22 protein-coding genes are annotated in these 26743 nt (G+C 42.2%); 11 read left to right on the top strand and 11 right to left on the bottom strand.

Going from position 1 to position 26743, the window contains the following annotated elements:
- Positions 1-159: 159 nt before the first annotated feature.
- The 3 genes from HH214_RS12335 to HH214_RS12325 form a co-directional block, all read right to left on the bottom strand.
- On the bottom strand, positions 160-957 hold the full coding sequence (locus HH214_RS12335; protein WP_248282085.1) for a succinate dehydrogenase/fumarate reductase iron-sulfur subunit: 798 nt from the start codon (positions 955-957) through the stop codon (positions 160-162).
- Between the two features lie 84 nt (positions 958-1041).
- Complete coding sequence (locus HH214_RS12330; protein ID WP_169608090.1) at positions 1042-2976, bottom strand: fumarate reductase/succinate dehydrogenase flavoprotein subunit; 1935 nt, start codon at positions 2974-2976, stop codon at positions 1042-1044.
- Between the two features lie 102 nt (positions 2977-3078).
- Positions 3079-3864 (bottom strand): succinate dehydrogenase cytochrome b subunit, encoded by a 786-nt coding sequence (locus HH214_RS12325; RefSeq protein ID WP_169608088.1) that lies wholly within the window; start codon positions 3862-3864, stop codon positions 3079-3081.
- 171 nt (positions 3865-4035) lie between these two features.
- Here HH214_RS12325 and HH214_RS12320 point away from each other — a divergent pair, with 171 nt between their 5' ends.
- Complete coding sequence (locus HH214_RS12320) at positions 4036-5175, top strand: hypothetical protein (protein WP_169608086.1); 1140 nt, start codon at positions 4036-4038, stop codon at positions 5173-5175.
- Here HH214_RS12320 and pdeM read toward each other — a convergent pair whose 3' ends face one another.
- From pdeM to HH214_RS12305, 3 genes are all read right to left on the bottom strand, one after another.
- Positions 5176-5832, bottom strand: a complete 657-nt coding sequence (gene pdeM, locus HH214_RS12315; RefSeq protein ID WP_169608084.1) for a ligase-associated DNA damage response endonuclease PdeM — start codon at positions 5830-5832, stop codon at positions 5176-5178.
- A gap of 142 nt (positions 5833-5974) precedes the next feature.
- On the bottom strand, positions 5975-6523 hold the full coding sequence (locus HH214_RS12310; protein WP_169608082.1) for a YciE/YciF ferroxidase family protein: 549 nt from the start codon (positions 6521-6523) through the stop codon (positions 5975-5977).
- Between the two features lie 125 nt (positions 6524-6648).
- Positions 6649-7992 (bottom strand): APC family permease, encoded by a 1344-nt coding sequence (locus tag HH214_RS12305; protein WP_169608081.1) that lies wholly within the window; start codon positions 7990-7992, stop codon positions 6649-6651.
- A gap of 372 nt (positions 7993-8364) precedes the next feature.
- Here HH214_RS12305 and HH214_RS12300 point away from each other — a divergent pair, with 372 nt between their 5' ends.
- The 3 genes from HH214_RS12300 (at position 8365) to HH214_RS12290 (ending at position 12924) form a co-directional block, all read left to right on the top strand.
- Positions 8365-9171: an SGNH/GDSL hydrolase family protein gene (locus tag HH214_RS12300; protein ID WP_169608079.1), complete on the top strand. Its 807-nt coding sequence runs from the start codon at positions 8365-8367 to the stop codon at positions 9169-9171.
- A 193-nt stretch (positions 9172-9364) separates the two neighbouring features.
- Positions 9365-11326 (top strand): sialate O-acetylesterase, encoded by a 1962-nt coding sequence (locus HH214_RS12295; protein ID WP_169608077.1) that lies wholly within the window; start codon positions 9365-9367, stop codon positions 11324-11326.
- Between the two features lie 44 nt (positions 11327-11370).
- Positions 11371-12924 (top strand): glucuronyl esterase domain-containing protein, encoded by a 1554-nt coding sequence (locus HH214_RS12290; RefSeq protein WP_169608076.1) that lies wholly within the window; start codon positions 11371-11373, stop codon positions 12922-12924.
- Positions 12925-13082: 158 nt separating this feature from the next.
- Here the strand turns inward: HH214_RS12290 and HH214_RS12285 are convergent, their stop codons facing one another.
- Entirely contained in the window at positions 13083-14000 is a 918-nt protein-coding gene (locus HH214_RS12285) for a helix-turn-helix domain-containing protein (protein ID WP_169608074.1), read from the bottom strand.
- A 35-nt stretch (positions 14001-14035) separates the two neighbouring features.
- The gene (locus HH214_RS12280) at positions 14036-14776 is read right to left on the bottom strand and encodes an SDR family oxidoreductase (protein ID WP_169608072.1); all 741 of its coding nucleotides are present in this window, start codon (positions 14774-14776) and stop codon (positions 14036-14038) included.
- Between the two features lie 262 nt (positions 14777-15038).
- Here HH214_RS12280 and HH214_RS12275 point away from each other — a divergent pair, with 262 nt between their 5' ends.
- The 3 genes from HH214_RS12275 to HH214_RS12265 all read left to right on the top strand — a co-directional run bounded on the left by HH214_RS12275 (position 15039) and on the right by HH214_RS12265 (position 17620).
- Positions 15039-15617: a Crp/Fnr family transcriptional regulator gene (locus HH214_RS12275; protein ID WP_169608070.1), complete on the top strand. Its 579-nt coding sequence runs from the start codon at positions 15039-15041 to the stop codon at positions 15615-15617.
- Between the two features lie 98 nt (positions 15618-15715).
- Positions 15716-16612 carry an SDR family oxidoreductase gene (locus tag HH214_RS12270; RefSeq protein WP_169608068.1) on the top strand — a complete coding sequence of 299 codons (897 nt, stop codon included), beginning with the start codon at positions 15716-15718 and terminating at the stop codon, positions 16610-16612.
- A 207-nt stretch (positions 16613-16819) separates the two neighbouring features.
- A complete protein-coding gene (locus HH214_RS12265) occupies positions 16820-17620 on the top strand; it encodes a polysaccharide deacetylase family protein (RefSeq protein WP_169608067.1) in 801 nt (266 codons plus the stop codon).
- Between the two features lie 93 nt (positions 17621-17713).
- Here HH214_RS12265 and HH214_RS12260 read toward each other — a convergent pair whose 3' ends face one another.
- Positions 17714-18703 carry an amidohydrolase family protein gene (locus HH214_RS12260; RefSeq protein WP_169608058.1) on the bottom strand — a complete coding sequence of 330 codons (990 nt, stop codon included), beginning with the start codon at positions 18701-18703 and terminating at the stop codon, positions 17714-17716.
- A 143-nt stretch (positions 18704-18846) separates the two neighbouring features.
- On the opposite strand from HH214_RS12260, the gene HH214_RS12255 reads away from it, so the two are divergent.
- The 4 genes from HH214_RS12255 to HH214_RS12240 all read left to right on the top strand — a co-directional run bounded on the left by HH214_RS12255 (position 18847) and on the right by HH214_RS12240 (position 23681).
- A complete protein-coding gene (locus tag HH214_RS12255) occupies positions 18847-20730 on the top strand; it encodes a M61 family metallopeptidase (RefSeq protein ID WP_169608056.1) in 1884 nt (627 codons plus the stop codon).
- Between the two features lies 1 nt (position 20731).
- Positions 20732-22027, top strand: a complete 1296-nt coding sequence (locus HH214_RS12250; RefSeq protein WP_169608054.1) for a M28 family metallopeptidase — start codon at positions 20732-20734, stop codon at positions 22025-22027.
- A gap of 155 nt (positions 22028-22182) precedes the next feature.
- A complete protein-coding gene (locus tag HH214_RS12245) occupies positions 22183-22848 on the top strand; it encodes an HAD family hydrolase (protein WP_169608052.1) in 666 nt (221 codons plus the stop codon).
- A 116-nt stretch (positions 22849-22964) separates the two neighbouring features.
- Positions 22965-23681 carry a 3-ketoacyl-ACP reductase gene (locus HH214_RS12240; RefSeq protein WP_169608051.1) on the top strand — a complete coding sequence of 239 codons (717 nt, stop codon included), beginning with the start codon at positions 22965-22967 and terminating at the stop codon, positions 23679-23681.
- Positions 23682-23774: 93 nt separating this feature from the next.
- Here HH214_RS12240 and HH214_RS12235 read toward each other — a convergent pair whose 3' ends face one another.
- Both HH214_RS12235 and HH214_RS12230 read right to left on the bottom strand, forming a co-directional pair.
- Positions 23775-24176: a GlcG/HbpS family heme-binding protein gene (locus HH214_RS12235; protein WP_169608049.1), complete on the bottom strand. Its 402-nt coding sequence runs from the start codon at positions 24174-24176 to the stop codon at positions 23775-23777.
- Between the two features lie 124 nt (positions 24177-24300).
- Positions 24301-26637 (bottom strand): tetratricopeptide repeat protein, encoded by a 2337-nt coding sequence (locus HH214_RS12230; RefSeq protein WP_169608047.1) that lies wholly within the window; start codon positions 26635-26637, stop codon positions 24301-24303.
- Positions 26638-26743 lie beyond the last annotated feature (106 nt).

Here is a 26743-nt window from a genome sequence, read left to right as displayed (position 1 = left end):
CAGCTAAAAAGTTGAAAACGAATTATTTTTACAAACAACAAAGCCTCAACTGCAGGTATCAAACTCCCGAGCCGAACCGTTGTACGAAGAATAAAAAAGGCTGGTTTTATAAACCAGCCTTTCTTTTAACTTTAATATATTTATTATCAGAGTGACTTATTAAGCACCGTGCTGAACTTCGTGCACCTCTTCTTCGCGGAATAACTTCGCGCTGAAGAAATCATAGTTCATGTGGGCAATGTTGGTCAATGTAATTTCTTTTGGACATTCAGCCTCACAAGCACCAGTGTTGGTACAGTTACCAAATCCTTCTTCATCCATTTTAGCTACCATGCTTTGTACACGGCGGTAACGCTCAGGCTGGCCTTGTGGCAACAGTGCTAACTGGTTAATTTTAGCCGATACGAACAGCATAGCTGAAGCATTTTTACAAGCAGCAACGCAAGCACCACAACCAATACAGGTAGCTGAATTGAAAGCTTCATCAGCAATTACTTTTGGGATGGCAATTTCGTTAGCATCAGGCACACCACCGGTATTTACCGAAATATAACCACCAGTTTGCTGAATACGATCAAACGCAGAACGATCAACCGCTAAGTCTTTGATTACCGGGAAAGCAGTAGCTCTCCAAGGCTCAATAGTGATGGTTTCACCATCACTAAAGCTGCGCATGTGCAACTGACAGGTAGTGATGGCTCTTTTCGGACCATGTGGACGGCCATTGATATATAATGAACACATACCGCAAATACCTTCGCGGCAATCATGATCAAAATGGATAGGGTCTTGCTTACCGTGAATTAAACTTTCGTTTACCACATCCAGCATTTCCAGAAAAGACATATCTGGTGATATGTTTTCGGCTTTATATGTCACAAACTTGCCAGCAGTTTGTGCATTAGGCTGACGCCAAACTTTCAGCGTCAGATTCATCGTTCCGTTTGCGTTACTCATGTTTTTTAGAGTTGCGAGTTACGGGTTTGTTGGTTGCGGGTTAAATAGCTACTTAAAGCTCGCAACATACAACCCGCAACACAATTACTTATAACTTCTTTGTGTTAACTTAACGTTTTCAAATACCAATTCTTCTTTGTTCAGCACTTCAGGTTGGTTTTCACCTTTAAACTCCCAAGCAGCTACAAAAGCATATTCATCATCATGGCGCAAGGCCTCCCCCTCTTCAGTTTGTGATTCGGTACGGAAGTGACCACCGCATGATTCTTTACGCATTAATGCGTCTTCTACCATCAGTGCACCTAACTCAATAAAGTCGGCTACGCGGCCAGCTTTTTCAAGTGCATCGTTCACCTCTTCATTAACACCTACCACAATCGCGTTTTTCCAGAAATCTTCTTTCAAAGCCTGAATTAAGCCGCGAGCTTTAGTTAAGCCTTCTGCGTTACGGGCCATACCGCAATATTCCCACATAATGTGGCCTAATTCACGGTGATATTCGGTAACGGTTTTAGTACCTTTTAACGACAGTAATTTTGCAATATTTGCTTCTACATCCTTCTTAGTTTGTGCAAAAGCAGGGTGTTTGCTATCAACTGGTTTCGGACCGATGGTAGCTAAATAATCACCTAAAGTATAAGGGATAACGAAGTAGCCATCAGCCAAGCCTTGCATCAATGCCGAAGCACCTAAACGGTTAGCACCGTGGTCAGAGAAGTTAGCCTCACCTAAAGCATACAAGCCCGGAATATTAGTACTTAAGTTATAATCAACCCACAAACCACCCATAGTATAGTGTACAGCAGGGTAAATACGCATAGGCTGTTTGTACGGGTTCTCATCGGTAATTTGATAGTACATATCAAACAAGTTACCATATTTTGCCCGTACGGCATCTTCACCCAAACGTTGTATAGCTTCAGCAAAATCCAGGAACACAGCAATACCTGAACCACCAACACCACGGCCTTCATCTACCATTTCTTTGGCATTACGTGAAGCTACGTCGCGAGGTACCAAGTTACCAAATGATGGATATTTACGTTCCAGGAAGTAATCGCGATCTTCTTCTCTAACGTTTTCTATTTTGATTTCACCTTTACGCAGCTTTTGTGCTACTTCCACCGTTTTAGGTGCCCAAACCCGACCATCGTTACGCAATGATTCAGACATCAGCGTAAGTTTTGACTGGTGTGTACCCGTTACTGGAATACAGGTTGGGTGAATTTGAGTATAACAAGGGTTAGCAAACAATGCACCGCGCTTGTGAGCACGCCAAGCTGCTGTTACGTTTGAACCGGCAGCATTGGTTGACAAGTAGAATACGTTGCTGTAACCACCAGTACACAATAATACAGCATGACCGGCATGTGTTTCAATAGCACCGGTTTTCAAGTTACGGGTAACAATACCTTGTGCTTTACCATCTACTACTACCACGTCCAGCATTTCGGTACGGGTGTACATTTTCACCTTACCTTCATGAATCTGGCGATTTAAAGCTGAGTAAGCACCCAACAATAATTGCTGTCCTGTTTGGCCACGGGCATAGAAGGTACGCGATACCTGCGCACCACCAAATGAACGGTTATCTAACAAACCGCCGTATTCGCGGGCGAAAGGTACACCCTGAGCCACACACTGGTCAATAATATTTACTGATACTTCGGCCAGGCGGTAAACGTTGCCTTCACGGGCACGGTAGTCACCACCTTTAATGGTATCATAAAACAAACGGTAAACGCTATCACCATCATTACGATAGTTTTTAGCGGCATTGATACCACCCTGTGCAGCAATAGAGTGTGCACGACGAGGGCTATCCTGAAAGCAAAATGCAGTTACATTGTAGCCCAGCTCGGCCAGCGAAGCTGCCGCCGAAGCACCAGCTAAACCAGTACCCACCACAATAACGTTGTATTTACGTTTGTTGGCCGGGTTAACCAGCTTTAAGTTAAATTTATGCTTGCTCCATTTTTCGGCTAATGGGCCTTGCGGAATTTTAGCATCTAAATTCATTTCTTTTATATTTATGTTAACTGGCTAGTTCGGTTAAGAGGCATTCTTTTTCGGAAAAACCTTTCAATAATATCAGCCAATTAACTATTCAACTCTTTTTAACTATTTACCTAAACTCTGTATGTAATAAACGATAGGCATGGCTGCAAAACCCAACGGGATAATTACAGAGAACAACCAAGTACCTATAAACTCATAAATAGGCTTGTATTTGCGGTGAACCCAGCCTACAGTATGGAATGCACTTTGGAAACCATGTTTTAAGTGAAACGATAAAGCTACCATAGCTATTACATAAATAGCCACATACCATAACATGCTAAAGCTGCTGGCTACACGGGCGTGCAAATCTTTAACGCGGGTAATTTCTGTATTACCTTCAAAAGTTTGAGAATGCTCAAAATCCGGTTTCTCAGGGGTAAATTCAGTAGCGGTTCTTTCGCCGGTTAGCAGGTTGGTACGGTATTCTTTATACCCTACAGTGTGGGTAAACTTGTACTTATACCAAAAATCGCCCATGTGAATAACGATGAATAAAAATATAATACTGCCCAGCAGTCCCATATTTTTAGACGAAAAAGACACCGGTGATTTGGTATGTACAGCATAGTCAACTGAGCGCGCTTTACGGTTAATGGTGGTAAGCACAATCGCATAGATAGTATGTACAATAATGCACAAGTACAAAATGTAAGCGATTACCTCAATCGGCGGGAAATGCGTCAGGAAGTTGGCATACATATTGAAACTGTACCCATTGTCGTTACTAAACAGCAGCAGGTTACCTGCCAAGTGTACAATTAGAAAAACGCTCAGAAACAAGCCTGTTAAAGCCATAATCAGCTTTTTTCCCAGTGAAGAGTTAAAGGTTTGTTTTAATTCACTCATTATAAGATATATTTTAATCCCGCAAAAATATTTATTAAAACTCAATTACTACCCATACTTTTCGGTTATTGTCAGGGAATTGTCTATTTAGAAACATTCTAAAAATTAGCCATTTCTAATTATAAAATGCATTGAAAGTATTACTTTTAGCCGAACAGCCTTTCAACGTATATGAAATATCACCAATTACTACTTCTGAGTGCCCTCATAGCTGCCGGATGCAAAAAACCTGCTGCACATATTACCATCAACGGCAATATAACTGGGCTTAACAATGCGGTATATTTATTGAAAGGTGAAGTCGGCGATACATTAGGTAATAACAATATCAGTAATGGAACTTTTAAGATTGATACACCCTTAAACAATCCGGGCTATGGCAATCTAACCTTAATACAAAACGGGGTAGAGCATAAAGAATCTTATGAGATTTACATGGAACCCGGCGAATACACTTTAAACAGCAATCTACAGCACTTATCTAATTACCCGAAAATTACTTCATCATCAAAAATACAGCAGGAGCTTTCTAATTACTACCAGTTGTATGACCAACTAGCTGCCGGTGCCCATGCCAAATCAGTTAAAGCAGAAGCGCAACTGAATAATAAAAAATCGCTTGCCCTTACAAAAGATGCTTATGTTGCCTTGATTAACAAAGTATCAGCAGCCGAGCAGGAAGAAAAGAAAGCACAGGTTAAAGCCTTACAAGCCTTTGTTGAGCAAAATCCGCAAAGTGTAGCTTCTGCCCACCTGATGGACAAGTTAAACCTGGAAGATAATGTACCGGCTTACAATGCACTTTTTAATAAACTGAGTGTGGCGGCCCGCAACAGCGAGGATGGTAAAAGAATAAGCGCCAAGCTCAGCATCCTGACTAAATTACAACCGGGTGTTAAAGCACCCGACATTAATGGCACTACGCCAGACGGAAAGAAGTTTGACGTAGCCAGCCTGGATAAAAAAGGTTACATTATTGATTTTTGGCGGGCAGGCAACGAAGCCAGCCGCGTAGTACATCAAGACATGATTCATGTTTTGCAAAAAGACAAGTACGGCCGGCAGTTCGGTATTATCAGTATATCATTAGATAGTAAGCGCGATTGGTGGACTAAAGCTATCGCCGACGATCACATGAGCTGGTCACAATATTCAGATTTAAAGGGTGATGACTCCCCCAATGCAGTTAACTGGGCTATAGGCACCATACCTACTTACTACTTGGTTGACAGCAAGTGGCGTATTATTGAACGCAATGTAGATCACAACCGTTTACTTTATGATATTACAGAATATCTGAGTAAGCATTAATTAAACTGCAAAAACTTTATTGGATACAATACCAAATACATGATCGGTTGCTTGGTGCCGCATAGCTACCTGGCCGGTAAACTTACCAAACGAAGGTAATATAGCTTGCTGGCTGCCAAAGGCAAAGCAAGGTAAGGTAACTGACTCCCGGCCTCGGCCTACCAGCTTTACGCCGGGATGAATATGCCCGCAAAGCACATAATGGCTTTGCTGCTGCAAACAAGCATCACTTTGCGGATGGTGCAACATCCGGAATGGGCCATAAACAAGTTCATGATGGGTAGAGATATTCAGTTGATGATAATGTTCTTCCTGAATGATATCGTGGTTACCTTTAACTAGCTGCATAGCTATGGAAGAAAACTGTTCGCGCCAGGCAGCAAAACTTTCCCAGTCGGCATTCATATCACTATGGAACAAATCGCCCAAAAAAAGAATTTTATCGGGTTGATGCTGGTGTATTAAACGAGTAAGGCATTTTAAATCATCCTGCGCCAGCGGGCGGGGTATAGCAATACCAGCCTTACGGAAATGCCCTACTTTTCCCAAATGCACATCTGCCAACATTAAGGCTTTTTCCTGCTTCCAGAAAATTGCCCGTTCAGGCAATAATAGTAAATCTTGTTCCTGTAATTTAAAATCCAACCCGGTACTCATTTTAATATGAGTACAAAGATACAGGTGTAAACACAAATTGCACGAACCCTTACAAATTTCACTAAATTAATTAGCAATTTATAAACACTCGTGCAATTTATGTATTGTTAAATTTACATCATTCGATGTAAATTCAGACTAATTACTCTTTTTCGCTTTTAGCTGAAGGATTAATTGTACTTTCAGCAATTTGAGTAAGCAGTTCATCAGTTTTCTTTTCTTCAGCCAAAGTTTCGTCCAGCAATTTGGCTGCGTCAGCATAGCCTAATGTATTAGCTAATGTACGCAAAGTGCCATATGAAGCAATTTCATAATGCTCTGATTTTTGCGCAGCTGAAATAATACCGGCATCACGGGTTAAGGTACCTTCTTCAGTATCTTCAATGATTTCTTCCGATTCTTTGATTAAGCCTTCCATAGCCTGGCACTTTTTAGCAGTGGCTTTTTCTTCAATAATTTCAAAAACCTGTTTCAAACGTTCAATTTGACCTTCGGTTTCTGTTTCATGTTGTTCCAAAGCCTGGCGCAGCTCATCAGATGTAGCTGATTTAGCCATTTTTTTCAGTGCTTTTGCTAAATGCTGTTCAGCCCAATAGATATCTTTCAGTTCATCAACAAATAATTCTTTCAATGCTGATTCTTCTGCTTCTTGGGTATGTTCTGTCTCTTTTTTTGCTTTTGAGGTTGCCATAGTTGTAGATTTTTTATTTGATAGAATAACGGCTATATACCCTCTGAGTTTTAATTATTTATTAACATTTGTTAGTAAAAAGAAAAAAAACATTTATACCCATGCAAACCCCTACTCATATTTGCTTAATTATTTATCGGTAAAATACTACGCTTGCTTTGCTTAATTACCTGCCAACCTACCTCGGCCGTTAGTAAAGCGGCAATAGCGAACAAAGCTGGTTTAATACCCTGCCCTTCTGACAAGAAAGCGCCCGCAAGAGCTACCACATACACACTGAATGGTAACAAGAGTAACCAATACAACCCTGTTGTGCTCAGCGGAATTTTAAATGGCCGGTTAGTTAATGGCTCTTGCCGGCGCAGCTTGATTAATGTAAGATACTCTAACGACAAACCAGCACCATATACTGTAACATCAATAATCAGCAGTTCTGAAAAACTCCATAATACCATCAGACTTACTACCACTGAGCAAATGATAATAGAAACGTATGGCGTTTTAAAACGCGCATGCAAACGATTAAGTTTAGTAGGCAACAATCCATCCTCCGCCATTACTTGTGGTATGCGGGATACGGATAATAGTACAGCCGAGTAAATACCCAAGGCACTAGCCATTCCGCCTGCTGCCAGCAACGCTCCTAGCCAATAGCCTGCTGTTTTTAAACCTAATACCGGAAAACCTTCTTCATTTAAAACCGTGGCGCTAATGCCGGAATACTGTGCTACCGCTATAGCCAATGCATACACCACCAATACTAATAAAAAAGCAGCGATTACCGCCACCAAATAGGCGCGCACAGGTTTTTCAACCTCCTGCGCATAAGTAGTCACATTATCCCAACCCAAGCAGTTCCACATTACGGTATATAAAGCCATACCCAGTGAAGAAAAACCCATAGAATGTGCATCAGGCGTTACTGTTACAGTATGAGTACCTTGATGCCCAATAGCTATTATAATTAAAATTACAAAAGGCGCTAACACCAGGATGCTCAACAACAGAGAAGCTTTACTAACCTGTACAATACCCAAGATGTTCAACCCGGCCGATCCCCAGATGATGAGTAAGCAGATAGGCATTTTGTAAGCAAGTAATGCCGGAAAGAAAAAAGAAGCATATTCTACAAATAACACTGGATATATAGCTAAATCAACAAACGTATAGAGCCAGGTCCACCAACCTTCATAAAAGCCCCACCGCCGGCCTAAAGCATACTTTACCCATTGGTAATAGCCTCCAGTAACAGGCATCATGCTATTCAGTTCTAATACAGTTAATATAGCGGGCACATCCCAAAGCATAGGAGTAAGCAGCAACAGCAGCATAGCATAATGCTGACCTGCATAAGCCAGCAAGGGTTCCAAGCCATAGGGCCCGCCTGATACGGTAAAGAAAATAATAGCAATAAGCTGTAGGGAACGTATCTTTTTTCGGGGTGCAGCAGAGTTATCAGGAAGGTTCATGCACAGGTAAAACTAACTTTTAATTAGTAAAAATTAAAATGCCTGAGCAATCGGCAACGTGGCATATAATCCCCACAAACAGAATAATTTTGCCTGATAAAATAAGCAGGAGCAGGTATAAACTAAAATTCCCAATTGATTACCTTAAACTTGAAAATAAATACCTAACCTCATTTGCTTTTTTGGCAAGACTATTCCTGAGAAAAGATACAATTACTCGTTTTTAAGGGCATTATTACTCCACTTCTTTTAGTTGTGAAATATTTATCATTTAAGTTAAATATAGGATGGTATTTATTTTGCAATTCAAGTAATTGTAATATTTTTGTTATCCAATAATCCCTAATTAAAAAACTCGTGTACCCTAGTTTAATGATGAACTATTGCAGGCAATGGTGTTTATTTTTTGTTGTTGCCTTATCTGTTGGTTTCACCTCTTGTAAAAAGGAAGAAGACGCTGCTAGTCCGCTTCAAACCCCTACCAGCACAGTTACCGGAATTTTGTATCAAACCAAGGTTGTAAGTCAGGATACCACATGGATGCCTATTGATACAGAACGAAAAATGATTGTTGTTTTAGGATCCTCAACAGCAGCGGGCTATGGGGCAAGCCAGATAGACTCCAGTTGGGTAAACCGCTTGAAAGCTCGGCTAAGAAACGAGCAGAAACCTGTGCACGTGATTAACTTAGGGGTTCCGGGTTATAGTACCTATCAACTTCTGCCTAAAGGTTCAATTGTACCTAACGAACGTCCGAAAGTTGATTCCTGCAAAAATATTACAGCAGCTTTCAGATTCCATCCTTCGCTGGTTATTATCAACCTACCTAGTAATGATATTGGTAACAATTATAGTGATGGTGAAATATTAAACAACTATGCTCAAATCACCCATAAATTAGATTCGGCCAAAGTACCTTACATTATTACCGGAAGCCAGCCACGTAATTTTGCGACTGTAGCACAGCGGCAACGCCTGAAAACTTTAAATGACGAACTACTGGCAGCTTACCCTGGCCATATAGATAGTTATTTAGCGCAACTCAGTACATCAACATGGTCTATCCAAAGTACCTATATGGCTGGTGATGGAATCCATCTGAACGATAAAGGCCACTATGTAATCTTTCAATCGATATTTAACTTCCCGATATTTAAAAGTATTATAGGCTATAATTAACAGCCAATTTTTTGTTATTTGAAACAGGCATTACAGTTTATGTAATGCCTGTTTTGTTTATAGCGCATTACATAAACTACCCATCCAAACTTCCTCTTATAACATTTCCTTTACAAGCAATGTAATCGATTGCATTTGTAGTTTATAATAAATAGATTTGAACACTACTAACCATTGCACCAAAAACCTGTTTATGAAAATTGCTAAATCTGCAGCGGCTTGCTTGCTTTTATTTTCATGTTTAAAAACCTATAGCCAGGTACGCCTGCCACAACTCATTAGTGATGGCATGGTATTACAACGTGATGCCAAAATTAACGTTTGGGGATGGGCTTCTTCTGCCGAAAAGGTTACAGTCAAGTTTAATAACAAAAGCTATAAAGCTACTACTCATAGTGATGGCAAATGGATGTTGCAATTATCTCCAACCAAAGCTGGCGGACCTTACACGATGCAAATTGATGCCAGCAATCATATTACCTTGAGCAATATTTTAGTAGGCGATGTATGGTTCTGCTCTGGCCAATCCAATATGGTTACGCCCATGGAACGTGTGAAGGAAAAGTACCCGGAAGAAATTACCGGAGCTCACTATCCGCAAATCCGCAATTTTTTTGTGCCTACCGTATCAGATGTTAGTAAGATACATGCAGACTTGCCACCGGGAAAATGGACAGAAGCCAACCCTAAAGACATTCTGAACTTTGGTGCAACATCTTACTTTATGGCTAAGCAGCTTTACTTAAAATATCATATCCCGATAGGTATAATTAATTCTAGCGTAGGCGGTACACCTATACAGGCCTGGATGAGTGCAGAAGGCTTTACAGGTATGCCGCAGTACATGAATCGGCTTGCGCAGTTTAAAGATACCACTTACATGAACCGTGTTATGCAGCAAGCAGCTATGCAAGCTGTAGCACCGCGCCAGCCCGTTAAAGAAACGGATAAAGGCTTAACTGGCGCAGTTAAATGGTATGAAATCAGCTACCAGCCTGAAGGCTGGCATAATTTCTGGCTGCCCGGTTATTGGGCCGATCAGGGCGTAAAAGGCTTAAATGGCGTAGTCTGGTTTCGTAAAGAGGTAGAAGTACCGGCATCTATGGCGGGTAAACCAGCTAAGCTATTTGTAGGCCGTATTGTAGATGCAGATGAAACTTACGTGAATGGTGTGAAGGTAGGTAACATTACCTACCAGTACCCGCCAAGGCGTTATGATGTACCCGCAGGTTTACTTAAGACAGGCAAAAATTTGATTGTTGTACGTATCACCAATACATTCGGTAAAGGAGGCTTTGTGCCTGATAAACGTTATGAGCTTACCGGCGGAAATACCCACATTGATATACGTGGCGACTGGCAGTACAAGGTAGGACAGGTATATGCACCTCGTCGCGTGAGTATGGGCGACCGGGAAAGCGGTTATGCGGTATCCGCCCAAAATGAACCGGCCGGATTGTATAACACGATGGTTGCACCAGCTATCCAATATACTATTAAAGGTTTTGTGTGGTACCAAGGTGAAACTAATACCGGTAATGCAAAAGAATACGCAAACCTCTTACCAGCACTCATTGCCGACTGGCGCAGCAAATGGCAGCAAGGCAGTTTACCTTTCCTCTTGGTACAATTACCTAATTTTATGGAAGTACAGTACTCCCCTTCCGAAAGCCAATGGGCCGAACTTCGTGAAGCTCAACTTAAAGCCTTATCTGTACCCAATACAGCTATGGCGGTTGCTATTGATGCCGGCGAATGGAACGATATACACCCGCTTGACAAAAAAGATGTAGGCAACCGATTGGCCTTAGCTGCTGAGCATATAGCTTATCATGACAGCAAAGTGGTAGGTTCCGGACCTATTTACCAGTCAGCAAAAGTGGAAGGCAATAAAATCATCATCAGCTTCAACAGCATTGGTGGAGGGCTCATGGTAAAAGGTGGCGGCGCTCTGCAGCAATTTGCCATTGCAGGCACCGATAAACACTTTGTGTGGGCCGATGCTAAAATTGAAGGTGATAAGGTCATAGTATCCAGCCCGGAAGTCACTAATCCCATGTATGTACGTTATGCCTGGGCTGACAATCCGGAAGGTGCTAACCTGTACAATAAAGAAGGCTTACCAGCTTCTCCATTCCGAACGGACAATCCTTAAAACTCAATCGTACTAAGCACGCTAAACATTAACAGCATTCGGGCATGAAAAAGACCTTGTTTTTAACTTTCCTGGCCATGAGCACACAGGTGATAGCTCAGCAAATGCAACCTGCTGCCGGTCATTATCCACCACCAGTTACCTTTACAGCCGAGCAGGATCATGATAACATGATGAAGCAGTTAGGCATTAAAGCCTTAAGGCCAGGCCCGAGTGGGGATGAAAAAGCGCCTAACCATGCTAATTATGATGAAGCATTAGCTAATCCCTACCCCAATCTGCCGGATGTACTCACCTTGAAAAATGGCAAGAAAGTTACTACACCTGCCCAATGGTGGAACCAACGTCGACCTGAAATTCTGGAGGACTTTGAACGTGAAGTATATGGCCGTATTCCAAAGAATGTACCTTCAGTAAACTGGCGGGTAAAAGTAACTGATCGCGAGTTTGTAGGTTTTACACCGGTAATTGCCAAACAACTGATTGGTCATGTAGATAATTCAGCCTACCCGCTTATTGATGTCAACATCAACATGACTTTAGTAGTACCGGCTAATGCTAAAGCACCAGTACCCATACTCATGATGTTTGCCCCAAGTGCCTTACCAGCTCCGGCTCAACCACCTAAAGAAGATTTAGAAAAAATTAATGATGCGGTAAAAGAATTATTAGTCAAAGCACATCCGGAACTTAAAGAAATATTTGACCGCTATCCGGCCTACAATCCTATTGCGGCACAAACCAGCGGCTTTAACCCATTTGCTCCTCGTCCAGCTGGCGATCCACCTACTGCACAGCAACTCATTGCTGATGGTTGGGGTTATGTTCTGATTGATCCATCCAGCATTCAGGCTGATAATGGTGCAGGTTTAACACGTGGCATTATCGGGCTGGTCAATAAAGGGCAGCCCCGTAGGCCTGACGATTGGGGCGCATTGCGTGCTTGGTCGTGGGGAGCGGCACGTGCCTTGGATTACCTGACGGTTAATGAGCCTATGGTAGATGCGAAGCATGTAGGCATTGAAGGCGTATCACGCTATGGCAAAGCAGCATTAGTAACACTGGCCTTTGAACCTCGCTTTGCTCTAGGGCTTATCGGCTCATCAGGCGAAGGTGGCGCTAAGTTGCACCGGCGTAATTGGGGCGAAGCTGTAGAAAGCCTCACTGGTGGTGAATACTATTGGATGGCAGGGAACTTTATAAAATATGGCGCCTCCGAAGCCAGCTTTGGTTCTAAAACATCTAATGATTTGCCGGTAGATGCACACGAGCTGATCGCCTTATGTGCCCCGCGTTTAACCTTTATCAGTTATGGCATACCCGAACAAGGTGATGCGAAATGGCTCGATCATCAGGGTAGTTATATGGCTGCAGTAGCGGCAGGACCAGTGTTTAAGCTACTAGGCGCAAAAGATTTGGGAGTATCTAATGATTACCATACTGAAAAAATGCCGGGTGTTAACATCGGCTTACTAAATGGCGAATTAGCCTGGCGGCAACATGATGGTGGACACACTGATGCACCAAACGTTAAGTATTTTATCAAATGGGCAGATCAGATGATAGGGGATAATACCACAGCCCGCACAAAGCGATAAGTAATTTACAAAACACAACATAAACCTTAATGCTCTGCAATAGCCGGCAGTGTCTCATTTTAGTTTCAAGATAGATATCATATAATAAGTATGACTACAGGAACAGTCTACTGAGTTTATTATATCATCGGCTTTACTAATTCTTTTAGGGAAATTATTTAGTTCACTTGTTGACGAAATACAGCGGGCGATACTTTTGTCTTTTGTTTGAAAAGCTTGCTGAACGATTGCGGATGCTCAAAGCCCAATTGGTAAGCAATCTCAGCAGTAGTCAACCGGTTATGGCTGATCAGCTCTTTGGCCTTTTCAATCAGCGCCAAGTGTATATGCTGCTGTGTAGTTTTACCGGTCAGTGCTTTAAGCATATCTGAGAGGTAGCGGTGAGAGACGTTTAAATGCGCGGCTACATCCTTAGGGGAAGGCAAACCTTGAAGCAAAGTCTCTGAATGATCAAACTGCCTGCTCAACCATAAGTTCATTCGGTCAATTAGTTCGTGATGTTGATTCTTCCGGGTGAGGAACTGCCGGTTATAAAAGCGATTGCTGTGATTCAGTAGCAGTTGAAGCTGCGAAATGAGCACATCATCGCTAAACTGGTCAATGTTGTTCTCCAGTTCAGCAATATTAGCCTGAAAAAGTAGCTCCATTGTATCCTTCTCTCGCTTGGACAGGAATAATGCCTCAGAAACGGCGTAAGAGAAAAACCCATAACGGTGAATGCCCTGCTCCAGGGGATAATTATGCATCAGATCTGGGTGAAAGTACAAGGCGAATCCCTGGTAATCCTTCTTGTCGGCAGACTTTTGTACCAGTTGGTCCGGTGCCAGAAAAGCCATTCCACCTTCCTTGAAATCATAAGTGCCATACCCATAGTTTATGTTTCCGTTGAAGCTTCTTTTAAAAGTAATCTTGTAAAAATCCAACACGAACCAATTACCGGCATCACTGAGATTCATAGCTGTTCGGTCATAGTTGATTAATGCAATCAGCGGGTGCAACGGCGCTGGCAGCCCTGAATGATGCAGGAGGTCGGAGATATTCTTAAACCGTAACGCTTTATCCGGAAGTGGCTTCATAAGTGTTGGTGTTTAGCTCAGGTGAAGATAGAAATTTAGCTTTGGATTGTCGGACGAATAACAATGTCGCCGACATCAACATTATCCGGCTGGTCTATAGCATAAGCCACGGCTTGCGCTATGGCATCTGCAGAAATTGAGATTTGATCAGCTTTTTCCTGAGTGGCGTTTCTAAGCGCTTCGTTCTTGATATTGCTCACAAATTCTGTTTTCACATACCCCGGCGAGATACCGGTTACTCGCCATCTGCCCTCAGATTCCTGACGCAATGCTTCAGTAATAGTGCGGACTGCGTTTTTGGTCCCGGCATAAACACCCATTGTAGGCACTATGGCAATTCCGGCAGTTGATATAATATTGATGATATGCCCGAAGCCCTGCTTTTTGAATTCCGGCAACGCTGCTGCTATTCCGTAAAGGGTTCCTTTCAAATTAACATCAATCATCTGCTCCCATCCTTCTATATCCAGTTCCTCCATACGATAGAGTTGAGCTATACCGGCGTTATTGATCATCACATCCACTTTGCCATATGTATCAACGGCAAGATTTAAAAGTGCCTGCACCTCATCCCTACGAGTGACATCTACCTGCATGTATATGGCCTTTCCTCCTTTTTCCCGGATCGCGTTCACAATTGTTTCAAGTGCACCGCCTCGGCGGGCTGCCAAAACTACCTTGGCCCCTCTTACCGCCAGCAGTTCGGCGGTTGCCCTGCCGATTCCGCTGCTAGCACCAGTAATCGCGATTACTTTGCCTTCAATTCTGTTGTTCATAATATTATCGTTTACAGAATACAAAGTTCTTGAAGCGATGTCGGTGTGACGTAGCCAATATGGATTAATTTGTAGCCAATTTGGTTAATGGTATGAATCAGCAAAAACTGATTTCTCGTATTATGATATTAGTTAAATGGGCAAATCATTACTAAAAACTAATGCCTCATTTGGAAGCAACGTTGGAAATTAAATATTAAACTGAGACACTACCCAATAGCCAGCATTTTATCTTATATTTTCTATAATTTTGAGATAATCTATGTTTGCTGAATTCGAAACTTATATCAAGGAAAAAGCAGAGTTATCTGATGCAGCTATTAAATTAATCAGCTCAGCAGCTACGTCAAAAACTTTGCGCAAAGGTCAGGTACTACTACAGCAGGGTGAGATATGCCGATGCAAGATATTTATTTTGAACGGTTTGCTGCGGGCTTACCGTACTAAGGAAGATGGCAGCGAGCACGTTATGCAGTTTTCGCCTGAAAGTAGCTGGACTACTGAACCTGAAAGCTACAATAATCTTACGCCATCGAGTTATACCATTGATGCATTGGAAAACAGTGAAGTTATTTTATGGACCAAACGAGATTTTGATAACTTGTTTGAGCAAATTCCTGAACTGAGGATTTATTCAGAAAAGCTGATTTTTAATAATCTTAATCTAAGCAGACAACGCATCTTTAATGCAATCAGCTTAACTACCGAAGAAAAATATGACGATTTTATAAGAACCCATCCGAGCATTCTTGCACGTGTGCCATTGCACATGGTGGCTTCTTATTTGGGTATTTCCGTTAAAACACTTAGCCGCATCAGGCACGCTCAGCTTAAACGATAAATGAAAAGAGGGACAAATGTCCTCGTTTTACACAAGAGTTCTGATCAATTTTGCTTTGGATAAAAACTAAGCATTTTGTTAACTAAATAATCAGAAACATGCGTGTATTTGTAACTGGCGCTACGGGCTTTATTGGCTCTGCCATTGTTCAGGAATTATTAAGTGCAGGGCACCAGGTATTGGGCCTTGCCCGTTCAGATGCATCAGCTAAACTACTTACTGATGCCGGTGCCGAAGTACATCGGGGTTCCCTTGAAGACCTTGACAGTTTAAGAAGCGGAGCCGCTGCTGCAGATGGCATTATTCACACGGCCTTCATACATGATTTTTCAAAATTTAAAGATAACTGTGAAATAGACAGGCAGGCTATTGAGGCACTTGGCTCTGTGCTTGTGGGTACTGAACGCCCGTTAATTGTTACTTCAGGAACCGCATTAGTTAGGCAACCGCATTTGGCTACTGAGGAGGATAAACCTACTTTAGACTCCAGTTCAATTCCTCGTGTAGCTTCAGAAGAAGCGGCAGTTTCACTTATAGAACGTGGCGTACATGCATCGATAGTACGCTTAGCGCCATCAGTACATGGCGAAGGCGATTATGGCTTTGTTCCTATAATTATCAACACCGCCCGTCAGAAAGGTGTTTCGGCGTATATCGGCGATGGACTTAACCGCTGGCCGGGCGTACACCGGTTGGATGCGGCTCGACTTTTCAGATTAGCATTAGAAAAAGGTGCTAAAGGAGCTCGTTATCACGGTGCGGCAGAACAGGGTGTACCCATTCGCGATATTGCTGAGGTTATTGGCCGGCATTTGAATATACCCGTTGTTTCACTATCGTCAGAAGAAGCTACTAACCATTTCGGCTGGCTAACACATTTTTTGGCGTTAGATAATCCAACATCAAGCGAGTTAACTCAAAAACAACTAGGTTGGCAACCTACCCAACTGGGGCTTATTGCCGATCTTGAACTAGGTCATTATTTTAAGTCTTAAAAGAAGCAACAGGTGCTTCTGCCCGAGTTGTTGGCAGAAGCACCTGTTTCAATACCTGTCCTATTCTTAAATCAGCCAAAAAGAGTTAGTTAACTACTGTACATTATCACAGGTTGAATCTACCTTATTTTCTGCAAAATCCCGTTCTGCTCCGGTGATGACATAACAGCATTCTTTCCTATCTTTATGCTTTTATATCACCATTTTATGAAATTCAAACACCTGCTACTCTCCGCTTCATTACTCTTCAGTATTACTCTATTGCATGCACAAACTGCACCTTTGTGGAATGGTAAACAATGTGCCGTGGTACTTACTTATGATGATGCTATTGACGTTGATTTAGATAATGTGGTACCCGCATTAGATTCGGTAAAACTCAAAGGCACTTTTTACCTGATTGGTTCTTCACCGGTAATTACCAAACGGATGAATGAGTGGCGTAAAGCAGCTAAAGAAGGTCATGAACTAGGTAATCATGCTTTATTTCACCCCTGCGACGGCAGCAAACCCGGTCGCAGCTTTGTATCGCCCGACCATGATTTAAGCAAATATACCGTAGGCCGTGCAGTTGATGAAATCCGCTTGAATAACACCTTACTAAAAGCTATTGATGGTAAAGAACGTCGTACCTTTGCCTACCCTTGCGGCGACCTAACTATTAATGGTGAATACTTCTATAAAAGTCTAGCTAATGATTTTGCCGGCGCACGTGGTGTAAGCGGTGGCATGCAAACAGCTACTCAGGTGGATTTAAGCAACATTGATTGCTACGGTATTAATGGCCAGAGTGCTGATTACATGATTGATTTGGTAAAACAAGCCCAGCAAACGCATACTTTATTGGTCTTCCTGTTTCATGGCGTAGGTGGCGGTCATAATATCAATGTTGATTTGGGTGCTCATAGCAAACTATTGCACTATTTGAAACAACATGAAAAAGATATCTGGATAGCACCTATGGTAACTGTAGCCGATTACATTAGCAGCCAGCAAAAGAAAAGTTAAAGTGTAACTTTTTGTACATAGCTATTAAAAACTAATAAGGGAGAACTTAGCTGATGTTCTCCCCTATTAGTTTTAATTTAAACAACGTCCTGCTTAAAGCTTCAGTAAACGATCGGCATTGCCATGCAATAGCTTCTCTTTATCCTCCTCATTCAAGTCCAATCCATCCATAAAAGCTTTTCCTTGCTCGTTAGGACTGTAGGGGTAATCAACCGAAAATAAAATACGGTCAATGCCAAAGGTAGCTATAGCTGCCTGGAGTGGTGGGTTGGTAAAAATACCACTGGTAGTAATATAAACCTGCTGTTTCAACACTTCACTTACCGAACGACTGGTTTTCGCATCAGTTGCCTTAAACATAACATCGCAACGGGCCATCATCACCGGCAGCATTTCACCCATGTGCCCAATAATAAGTTGTAATTTGGGATAACGATCAAAAGTACCCGATACAATCAGGCGCAGTATATGTATAGCTGTTTCCGCATGCCAGCCAAAACCCGCCGTAGCTAGTACAGCTGCTGCTTTTTCGGGCAGGTTACTATAATAGGCATTCACTACGGTTTTAGGCGGTATACCCGGATGCAAATATAAAGGCACTTCTAATGCTTCGGCCTTAGCCAGCAATGGCGCAAATTTAGGATCATCCAAAAATTGGTCTTGTGTAAGGCCGTTAATCATGGCGCCCTTAAAGCCATAGGTATTTACGGTGCGTTCCAACTCTGCGGCAGCAGCTTCGGGGTTAGTTAAAGGTGAGTGGGCAAAAGCAGCAAAACGCTTTGAATAAGTAGTAGTAGCCTGTGCTAATGCATCATTATACTGCCGTGCTAAAGCTGGCCCTTGCTCAGCGGATAACAACTCGGCTCCCGCTCCTGATACCGATAGCACCTGCACACTAATCCCGTTCTCATCCATACTGTTCAACCGCTCGGGGCCAATTTCGGCTAATTGGGGCTCCACCTTTTTTATGGTAGGCACCAAATCGGGCGGTGTGGTCAGGCTATGCTTAGCAATAGCTTCAGCTGGTATCTGCTTTACTAAATCTGGCAGACTAATATGTTCTTCAAGAGCAACAACGCGCATAAGTTTTCATTTTAAATAGAATTTATAAAGCTGCCCAAACCAGCATTTGTTTTTCTATAAATGCTTCATGATAAAAGAACTACAAACTTTTTACTTTGGCCCTCCTGTTTTTATCTTAATTTCAGCGCTGCTAAAATGCGGATATGAAAAAATTGTACTTAGCTGCCGCAGCCCTGTTTATATCGGCTGCTACTTTTGCCCAAAATGAAATAGTTTATACGGTATCTTTCCCGAATGCCGTACATCACGAAGCCGAAATTAATATGCAGGTACCGCAGGTACCAGCTGGTGTAATGCGGTTCAGAATGAGCCGTTCATCGCCAGGGCGTTACGCAACACACGAGTTCGGTAAAAACATTTATAATGTAAAAGCTTACGGGCCAGGCAACCAACTGCTTACTGTTAAACAGGTAGAAGGCGATGTGTATGAAATAGCTCAGCATGGCAGTACGGTAATTATCAACTATACTTTATTCGGCAATTGGATAGATGGTACTTATGTAGGAATTGATGCCAGTACAGCACACCTGAATATGCCAGCTGCTTTTATGTGGGTATTAGGTATGGACCAACGTCCTATGCGCTTCAAGTTTAACAATTTGGATAAATACGGCTGGAAGGTAGCTACCCAGTTGAAACCCGAAGCAGGCGGCACTTACTATGCCCCCAATTTGGAATACATGATGGATAGCCCAACCTCGTTGGCTAATTATAAAACATATAGTTGGGAGATTAGTAACCCGGATGGTAAAAAGCAAGCCCTACATTTAACCAGCCATAGTGATGATGACCAAACCGTAGTTGATAATTTCGGTAAAATGGTACAACGCATGAGCTTGGAAGAACAAGCCGTATTTGGTGAGCTACCGGCGTATGATTATGGTAACTATACCTTTTTGCAGGATGTGTACAGTACCGATGCTGGCGATGGTATGGAACACCGCAATTCTACCAGTATTGTACAAACCACACCTAAAATAGCAGGTTTTGAAAACCGCCTATTAGGTACCTTTGCGCATGAATATTTTCATAGCTGGAATGTAGAACGCATCAGGCCTAAAACGTTGGAGCCTTTTAATTTTGAGCACGCCAACATGAGCAACGAATTATGGTTTGCCGAAGGCTTTACTCAATATTATGGTGAAATGCTACTGGTGCGTGCTGGGTTGAATGATGTTAACAACTATACTCGTACCATGGCTGGGCTAATTAATACAGTTCTTAATACACCAGCAGCGGCACATTATTCGCCGGCACAAATGAGCCGCTATGCTGTTTTTGCCGATGCAGGTGTATCGGTTGATCAAAACAACAATGCTAATGTGTTTACCAGTTACTACACCTATGGTGGCGCTACCGCATTGGCTTTAGATTTGCGCCTGCGCAGTGAATTTAACCTGACGTTGGATGATTACATGAAAGCAGTTTGGCTGGCTCATGGTAAACCACAGGCTACTATTGGCTACGTAGCCAAGCCTTACACCATACCTGACCTACAAAACGTATTAGCATCCCTTACCAAAAGTCCAACATTCGCCGCTGATTTTTTCAAGCGTTACATCTACAATGCAGAGAAGAATGATTATTACAGTTTGCTAGATAAAGCAGGGTTTGTGTTACGCAAAGCACAACCTGGTAAACCGTGGGCTGGCCCGCTTAGTACAGAAACAGGTCGTAACCGTTCTGGCCAGACTCGGGGTAATGATAATGAAGGATTGCTGATTCGTACCAGTACGATGATGGGTACTCCTGTTTATAAAGCTGGACTGGATGCTGGCGACATTATTTTAACTGTGGATGGTAAAGAGGTAAAAGATATGCAGGCTTATGCTGATGTTATTGCCAGCAAAAACATAGGCGATAAGGTGACCTTTACTTATAAAAACCGAACTGGTAACCACGAAGCTGTAGTAACCTTAGAAGAAAACCCAATGCTAGAAGTGGTTACTTATGAAACAGCCGGTAAATCACTTGCTGCTAAGCAAGAGGCTTTCCGTAAAAACTGGTTATCTACTAAAGTAAAATAAGATGAAAAAATATAGTATATGTGCTGCTTTAGCCTTATTGAGCTTCAGCAGCTTCGGGCAAGATGTAAACAAGCTGATTAAGCAAAAGAATGTAGAGCACATCATTCAGACCTTAACTTCTGATGATATGCAAGGTCGGGCAACCTTTACGCCAGGCATTGAAAAAGCAGCTCAGTTTATTGAAAATGAATTCAAGCATATCGGTTTACAACCTTTACCTGGCAATCCTGATTTTCGGCAGAACTTTACCATGTTGCGTACCAAACCCGGAACTACACAGGTAACCATTAACAATGAGGCTGTACCAGCCAACCGCGTCATTGTGCAAGGTAGTGATGCCTTTAACTGGACTAGTGCTGCGGATGTAGAAGTGGCGAGTATAGCTGCTGGTCAAAACTTACAGAACCTGTACCGCACGTATGCGCGTTCCAACAAAAAGATGCTGGTGTTGGTTGACCCAAGCTTTGAGCCCTTATTCAGCCGTTTGCATGATCGCATACAGCAGGGTAGCATTAGGTTTGATGCAGCTGCCAGTCAACCTATAGTGTTTGTTCTAGGTAACTTTGACAAGGTAAATACACTAAGCGTAAATTATCAAACTAAAACAGACCGGCCAGTGCTGTTTAACATTGCCGGTATGATTCCGGGCAAAACCAAACCTGATGAGTACGTAATATTTGCAGGGCATTATGACCACTTAGGTATTTTAAAACCAATGCAAGGCGACAGCATTGCCAATGGTGCAGATGATGATGCCTCAGGCACAACTGCTATGATTACGTTGGCTAAGTACTACAAAAAGCTCAACAACAATGCCCGTACCCTCATATTTGTAGCTTTTACCGCTGAAGAAATTGGCGAGTTTGGCTCACAATATTTTGCCAAGCAGATAAACCCGGATAAAGCGGTAGCCATGTTCAATATTGAAATGATTGGTAAACCTTCTAAATTTGGCGAGAACTCCGCGTTCATAACTGGTTATGAGCGGTCGGACTTTGGTGAGATTTTGCAGCGTAACCTGAAAGGTACCCAATTCAAATTCTACCCTGACCCTTATCCTGCACAAGACTTATTTTACCGTAGTGATAATGCTTCACTGGCACGGGTAGGTGTTCCGGCCCACACAATATCTACCGACCAGATTGATGTAGATCAGTATTACCATACCGTAAAAGATGAACTGAGCACACTGGACGTTGCTAACATAACCAGCACCATTCGAGCTATTGCGCTAAGCTCACGCAGTATTGTTGATGGTACAGATACACCTAAGCGTGTAGCCAAGCTAGAGCGATAAAATCCATTATAGCAGCTGCTATAAAAGCGTTACAGTAAATCAGGATGTAGTTTTATCTATACTGCGTTTCTATTTACTGTAACGCTTTTTTATTTCCGGTCAGGAAATCATCAAAAACATTTGTCTTACACCAGTATTTTAAGTTTCTTGCCAGCATGATAGCTACACCACAAGCCTTGATTTTCGACCTAAATGGTACCATGATTAATGATATGGATTACCATACCCGTGCCTGGCAGCAGATTTTTAATGAAGACCTAGGCGGCAACTTCACTTGGGAGGAAGTAAAAGCCCAGATGTACGGTAAAAATCAGGAAGTATTAGTACGGGTATTTGGTCCCGAGCGCTTTACCGAACAAGAGATGCAAGCCCTATCACTGGAAAAAGAGCGCCATTATCAACAAGCCTTTTTACCTGAACTGGCTTTGCTACCTGGGCTACCTACCTTTTTGGAACGTGCCTGGCAGCACCAAATACCGATGGCTATTGCATCAGCGGCTATTCTGTTTAACATTGATTTTGTACTAGATAATTTAAACATCAGGCACTACTTCAAAGCTGTGGTTAGTGCCGATGATGTTACCTTAAGCAAACCGCACCCGGAAACGTTTTTGAAAGCAGCCGAACTCATGGCTATTGAACCTACCAATTGCCTGGTTTTTGAAGACGTATCTAAAGGTGCCGAAGCCGCTTTAAATGCAGGCATGCAAGCCGTTGTTTTAACCACTACGCATCAACCTGCTGAATTTAATCACCTGAACAACATTATTCATTTTAGTGCTAACTTTCAGGACGGCTTTTTTGAGAGCTTAATTAAGTAGTCACTTAGCATGAGCAGTTGGTTTGCTACACTTAAGTCATGTTTTTTGCAGATAGTTTAACACGTTATCACCTAAACAACGTATGCTGTAGCTTTGAGGTTTTATTAATTAACCTTATGGAATCATTACAAGGAAAAACCGCTTTAATAACTGGTGCTGGCAAAGGTATAGGTAAAGCATTGGCTATTGCCCTGGCACATGAAGGTGTAAACGTAGGCTTACTGGCTCGCACAGCTACCGACCTGGAACAACTGACTGCTGAACTACAACCCTTAAATATTAAAACCGCTATTGCTACTGCCGATGTAGCCGACATGGAGGCTGTAAACATTGCGGTACAGAAAATACAAGCTGAACTAGGCTTTATCGATATCTTGGTTAACAATGCCGGTATATCTACCTTCGGTGGCTTTTTAGATTTGGAGCCAACCCGTTTTGAAGAGATTATTAAAGTAAACTTGCTAGGTGTTTATTATACTACTCGCGCCGTTTTACCAGCTATGATTGAGCATAAAACAGGTGATATTATCAACATATCTTCTACAGCTGGTCAGCGTGGTGCCGCAGTAACCAGCGCCTATAGTGCGTCCAAATTCGGATTGATTGGGTTATCCGATTCGCTGATGCAGGAGGTACGCAAACATAATATTCGCGTAAGCACTTTAACACCAAGCACTATAGCTACTGATTTAGCCATCAATTTAAAACTAACAGATGGCAACCCTGACAAGGTAATGCAACCGGAAGATTTTGCTGAATTTATTGTAGCCAATTTAAAATTAAACCGGCGAGTATTTGTGAAAGAAGCTGGATTGTGGTCTACTAATCCGTAATCAACGCGTAATGTATTCTGCTAACTCGAACACGTATTATGGTGTTTAATGCAAAGCTACTATTACGATAATAGTAGCTTTGCATTGTTTAATTTATTTGAATGCCGCTAAACCTGCTGTGGCTACTTCATGATCTTGCTCTACCGAGCCACCAGATACTCCAATAGCACCAACAATTTCACCATTTGCATTTTTAATAGGAATACCACCTGGAAAAGAGATCAGCCCGCCGTTTGATACTTCAATGTTATATAATGAACCGCCCGGTTGCGACAATTTTCCTATTTCGCCGGTTGGCATATCAAAAAAGCGTGCTGTTTTAGCTTTCTTAACAGCAATATCTACCGAACCTAGCCAAGCATTATCCATACGGTGAAACGCTTTTAAATTAGCTCCCGCATCTACTACAGCGATGTTCATCGGCACCCCAATTTCTTTTGCTTTTTGCTTAGCAGCTGTTGATACCGCTTCTGCCTGTTCTAATGTAATATCCATTTTGCTTATATTTAGTTTGTTTGGGAATTACAAACAGCATAATGATAAGTTTGATTATCAGAGCAAACAGTTGTAAATGTTACTCACTAATTTATTCTGGTGATAAGCAGAACTGCAACAAGGCTTAATTACAATATTTACGGATAGCCTCGTAAGCTTCCTTCATGCCTAGCTCTCCGGCCTTACTTAAATCCAGGCAACCGCTATTTTTGTCGATAGCATTACTGACCCGCGCCATCCCGCGCCTGAAATAAGCAGCCCGATTACGCGAATCCAGATTAATGGCTTCTGTATAATCGGCTATTGCGCCACGCACATCTTTACTGCCCATTTTTGCATTGGCACGGTTCAAATAAGCTACTTTGTTACCAGGTAACATTTGTATAGCAATGTTATAATCTTGTACTGCCCCACGGTAATCCTGCTCCTTAAACTTGGCTATACCACGGTATAAATAGGCATCCGAATTATTAGGGTTCAGGTCGATAGCAGTATTGTAATCTCGTATGGCGCCAATAGAATCTTGTAAATTAAGTTTAGCGGTTGCTTTAGCCACAAAAACCTCTTCATTGTTAGGCTCTATTTCCAGGGCTCTGGCAAAATCATCCATTGCGCCTACCGAATCAGGAATCATACTCTTGGCAATACCACGTGCATTGTAGGCCTTTACACTAGTTGGGGTAATACCTAATGCTTTATTGTAATTATCAATAGCACCCAAGTAGTCATTCTGGTCAGCTTTTAAATTACCTAAAAACAGGTAGGCTTCCTCATTAGCTTTAAGCATTATTGCTCTGTTAATATCATCAGTAGCTCCTTCATAATCGCCATAGCCTGCTTTTAGGTTACCCCTGTTCTGGTAGGCTTCATTTGAGGCAGTATCTAGCTTAATAGCAGCATTAAAATCGCGCACAGCACCTTGCGTATCTCCCAGGTTGCTCTTAGCCACCCCTCGTCTTACATAAAAAGAGCTGTTTTTAGGATTGATTCGTATGCCTTCATTATACACCTGTATGGCGCCCTGATAATCACGAAACAAGTTCCTGGCATTACCTAAACGTACGTAAGCTTCTTCGTTTTTAGGCGCTATATCAATCAGGTGCTGGTAATCTTCAGCAGCGCCTACTAAATTGCGTGTACGCATACGGGTATTACCCCGGTTCAGGTAAGCATCTGCGTTATCAGAACGCAATTCAATAGCCTTGGTATAATCTGTTACAGCACCGGCATAATCTTTCAAATCACGTTTTACATTACCACGTGCATAATAAGCATAATCGTCGCGAGGGTTTAAGCCAATGGCCAAATCAAAATCATGCAACGCATTTAGTGTATCTTTCAAACTAGCCTCGGCACTACCCCGTACCACATAAGCCCGCTGGCTTTTTGAATCTAGTTTAATCGCTGTATCTGCATCGGCAATAGCCCCTTCAAAATTGCTGGCATCATTGCGGGCATCGGCACGATTACTATAAGCAGCTGCATAGTCGGGCTTTAAGGCAATAGCTTTATCAAAATCAGCCAATGCCGTTTTCTTATCTCCTGTTCGGTTACGGGCTACGCCGCGTAATAAATAAAGTTCCGCATTATCCGGATTGCTGGTAATCGCTTTGGTATAAGTTGCAATAGCGCCGCGATTGTCTTCTACGTTAATTTGAGCATTACCCAAGTAATGGAATAAACCAGCCAATTTAGGATTCATTTTGCCAGCCTGATTGTAATCTAATATGGCACCTGCATTATCGCCTGAATTAGCTTTAGCATTAGCCCGGTAGTAAAAGGCTTCCGCATTCTGCGGATTCAAAGCAATCGTTTTATTAAAATCATCAATAGCGCCCCGATAGTTTTTTATGGAAGCTTTCGCATTAGCCCTAAAGTAGTATACCTCACTATCGGTTGGTCGTAAATGTAAAGCATGGTCGTAATCCAGTATGGCCCCCATATAATTACTGATATTGCTTCGGGCCACACCACGGTATTTATACAAATCTGCCTCGTTGGGCTTAAGCGCAATGGCTTTATCAAAATCTTCAATAGCGCCGGCATCATCCTTCATGTTTGCTTTGGCATTCGCACGAAAATGATATAAATCGGCTATATTAGGTTTCAGGCGTATTGCATTGGTATAATCGGCAATGGCATTCATGTACTGCTTTAAATTACTATAAGCATTAGCTCGGTAATAAAAAGCCTCGGCATTGCCTGGCCGAAACTCTATGCTTTTGGAATAATCAGTAATGGCATTCTGATAATCACCAGCATTAGTACGCGCATTGGCCCGGTAAAAATAAGCTTGTACGTTATCAGGTTTTAGTTCAATAGCTTTGGTAAAATCATTAATAGCGCCTGTATAGTTTTTCACTTTAGCTTTTGCGTTACCGGCCTGCAAGTAAGCATCAGATGTTTGGGCAAATGCCCAAATGGGTAATAGAAGCGTTAGTATCAGTAAAAACTTCCCCATATATAAGGAGCATTCTGTTGCTGAACAAAGCTTTACAATGTTTTTCAGCATTTGCCTTTAATAATTTTCAATGATCAAATCTGGTTCAAATATCTTCTAATATAGC

The sequence above is a fragment of the Mucilaginibacter robiniae genome (genome assembly GCF_012849215.1).
Lineage (GTDB): Bacteria > Bacteroidota > Bacteroidia > Sphingobacteriales > Sphingobacteriaceae > Mucilaginibacter > Mucilaginibacter robiniae.
This window is presented reverse-complemented; position numbering and strand designations above follow the sequence as displayed.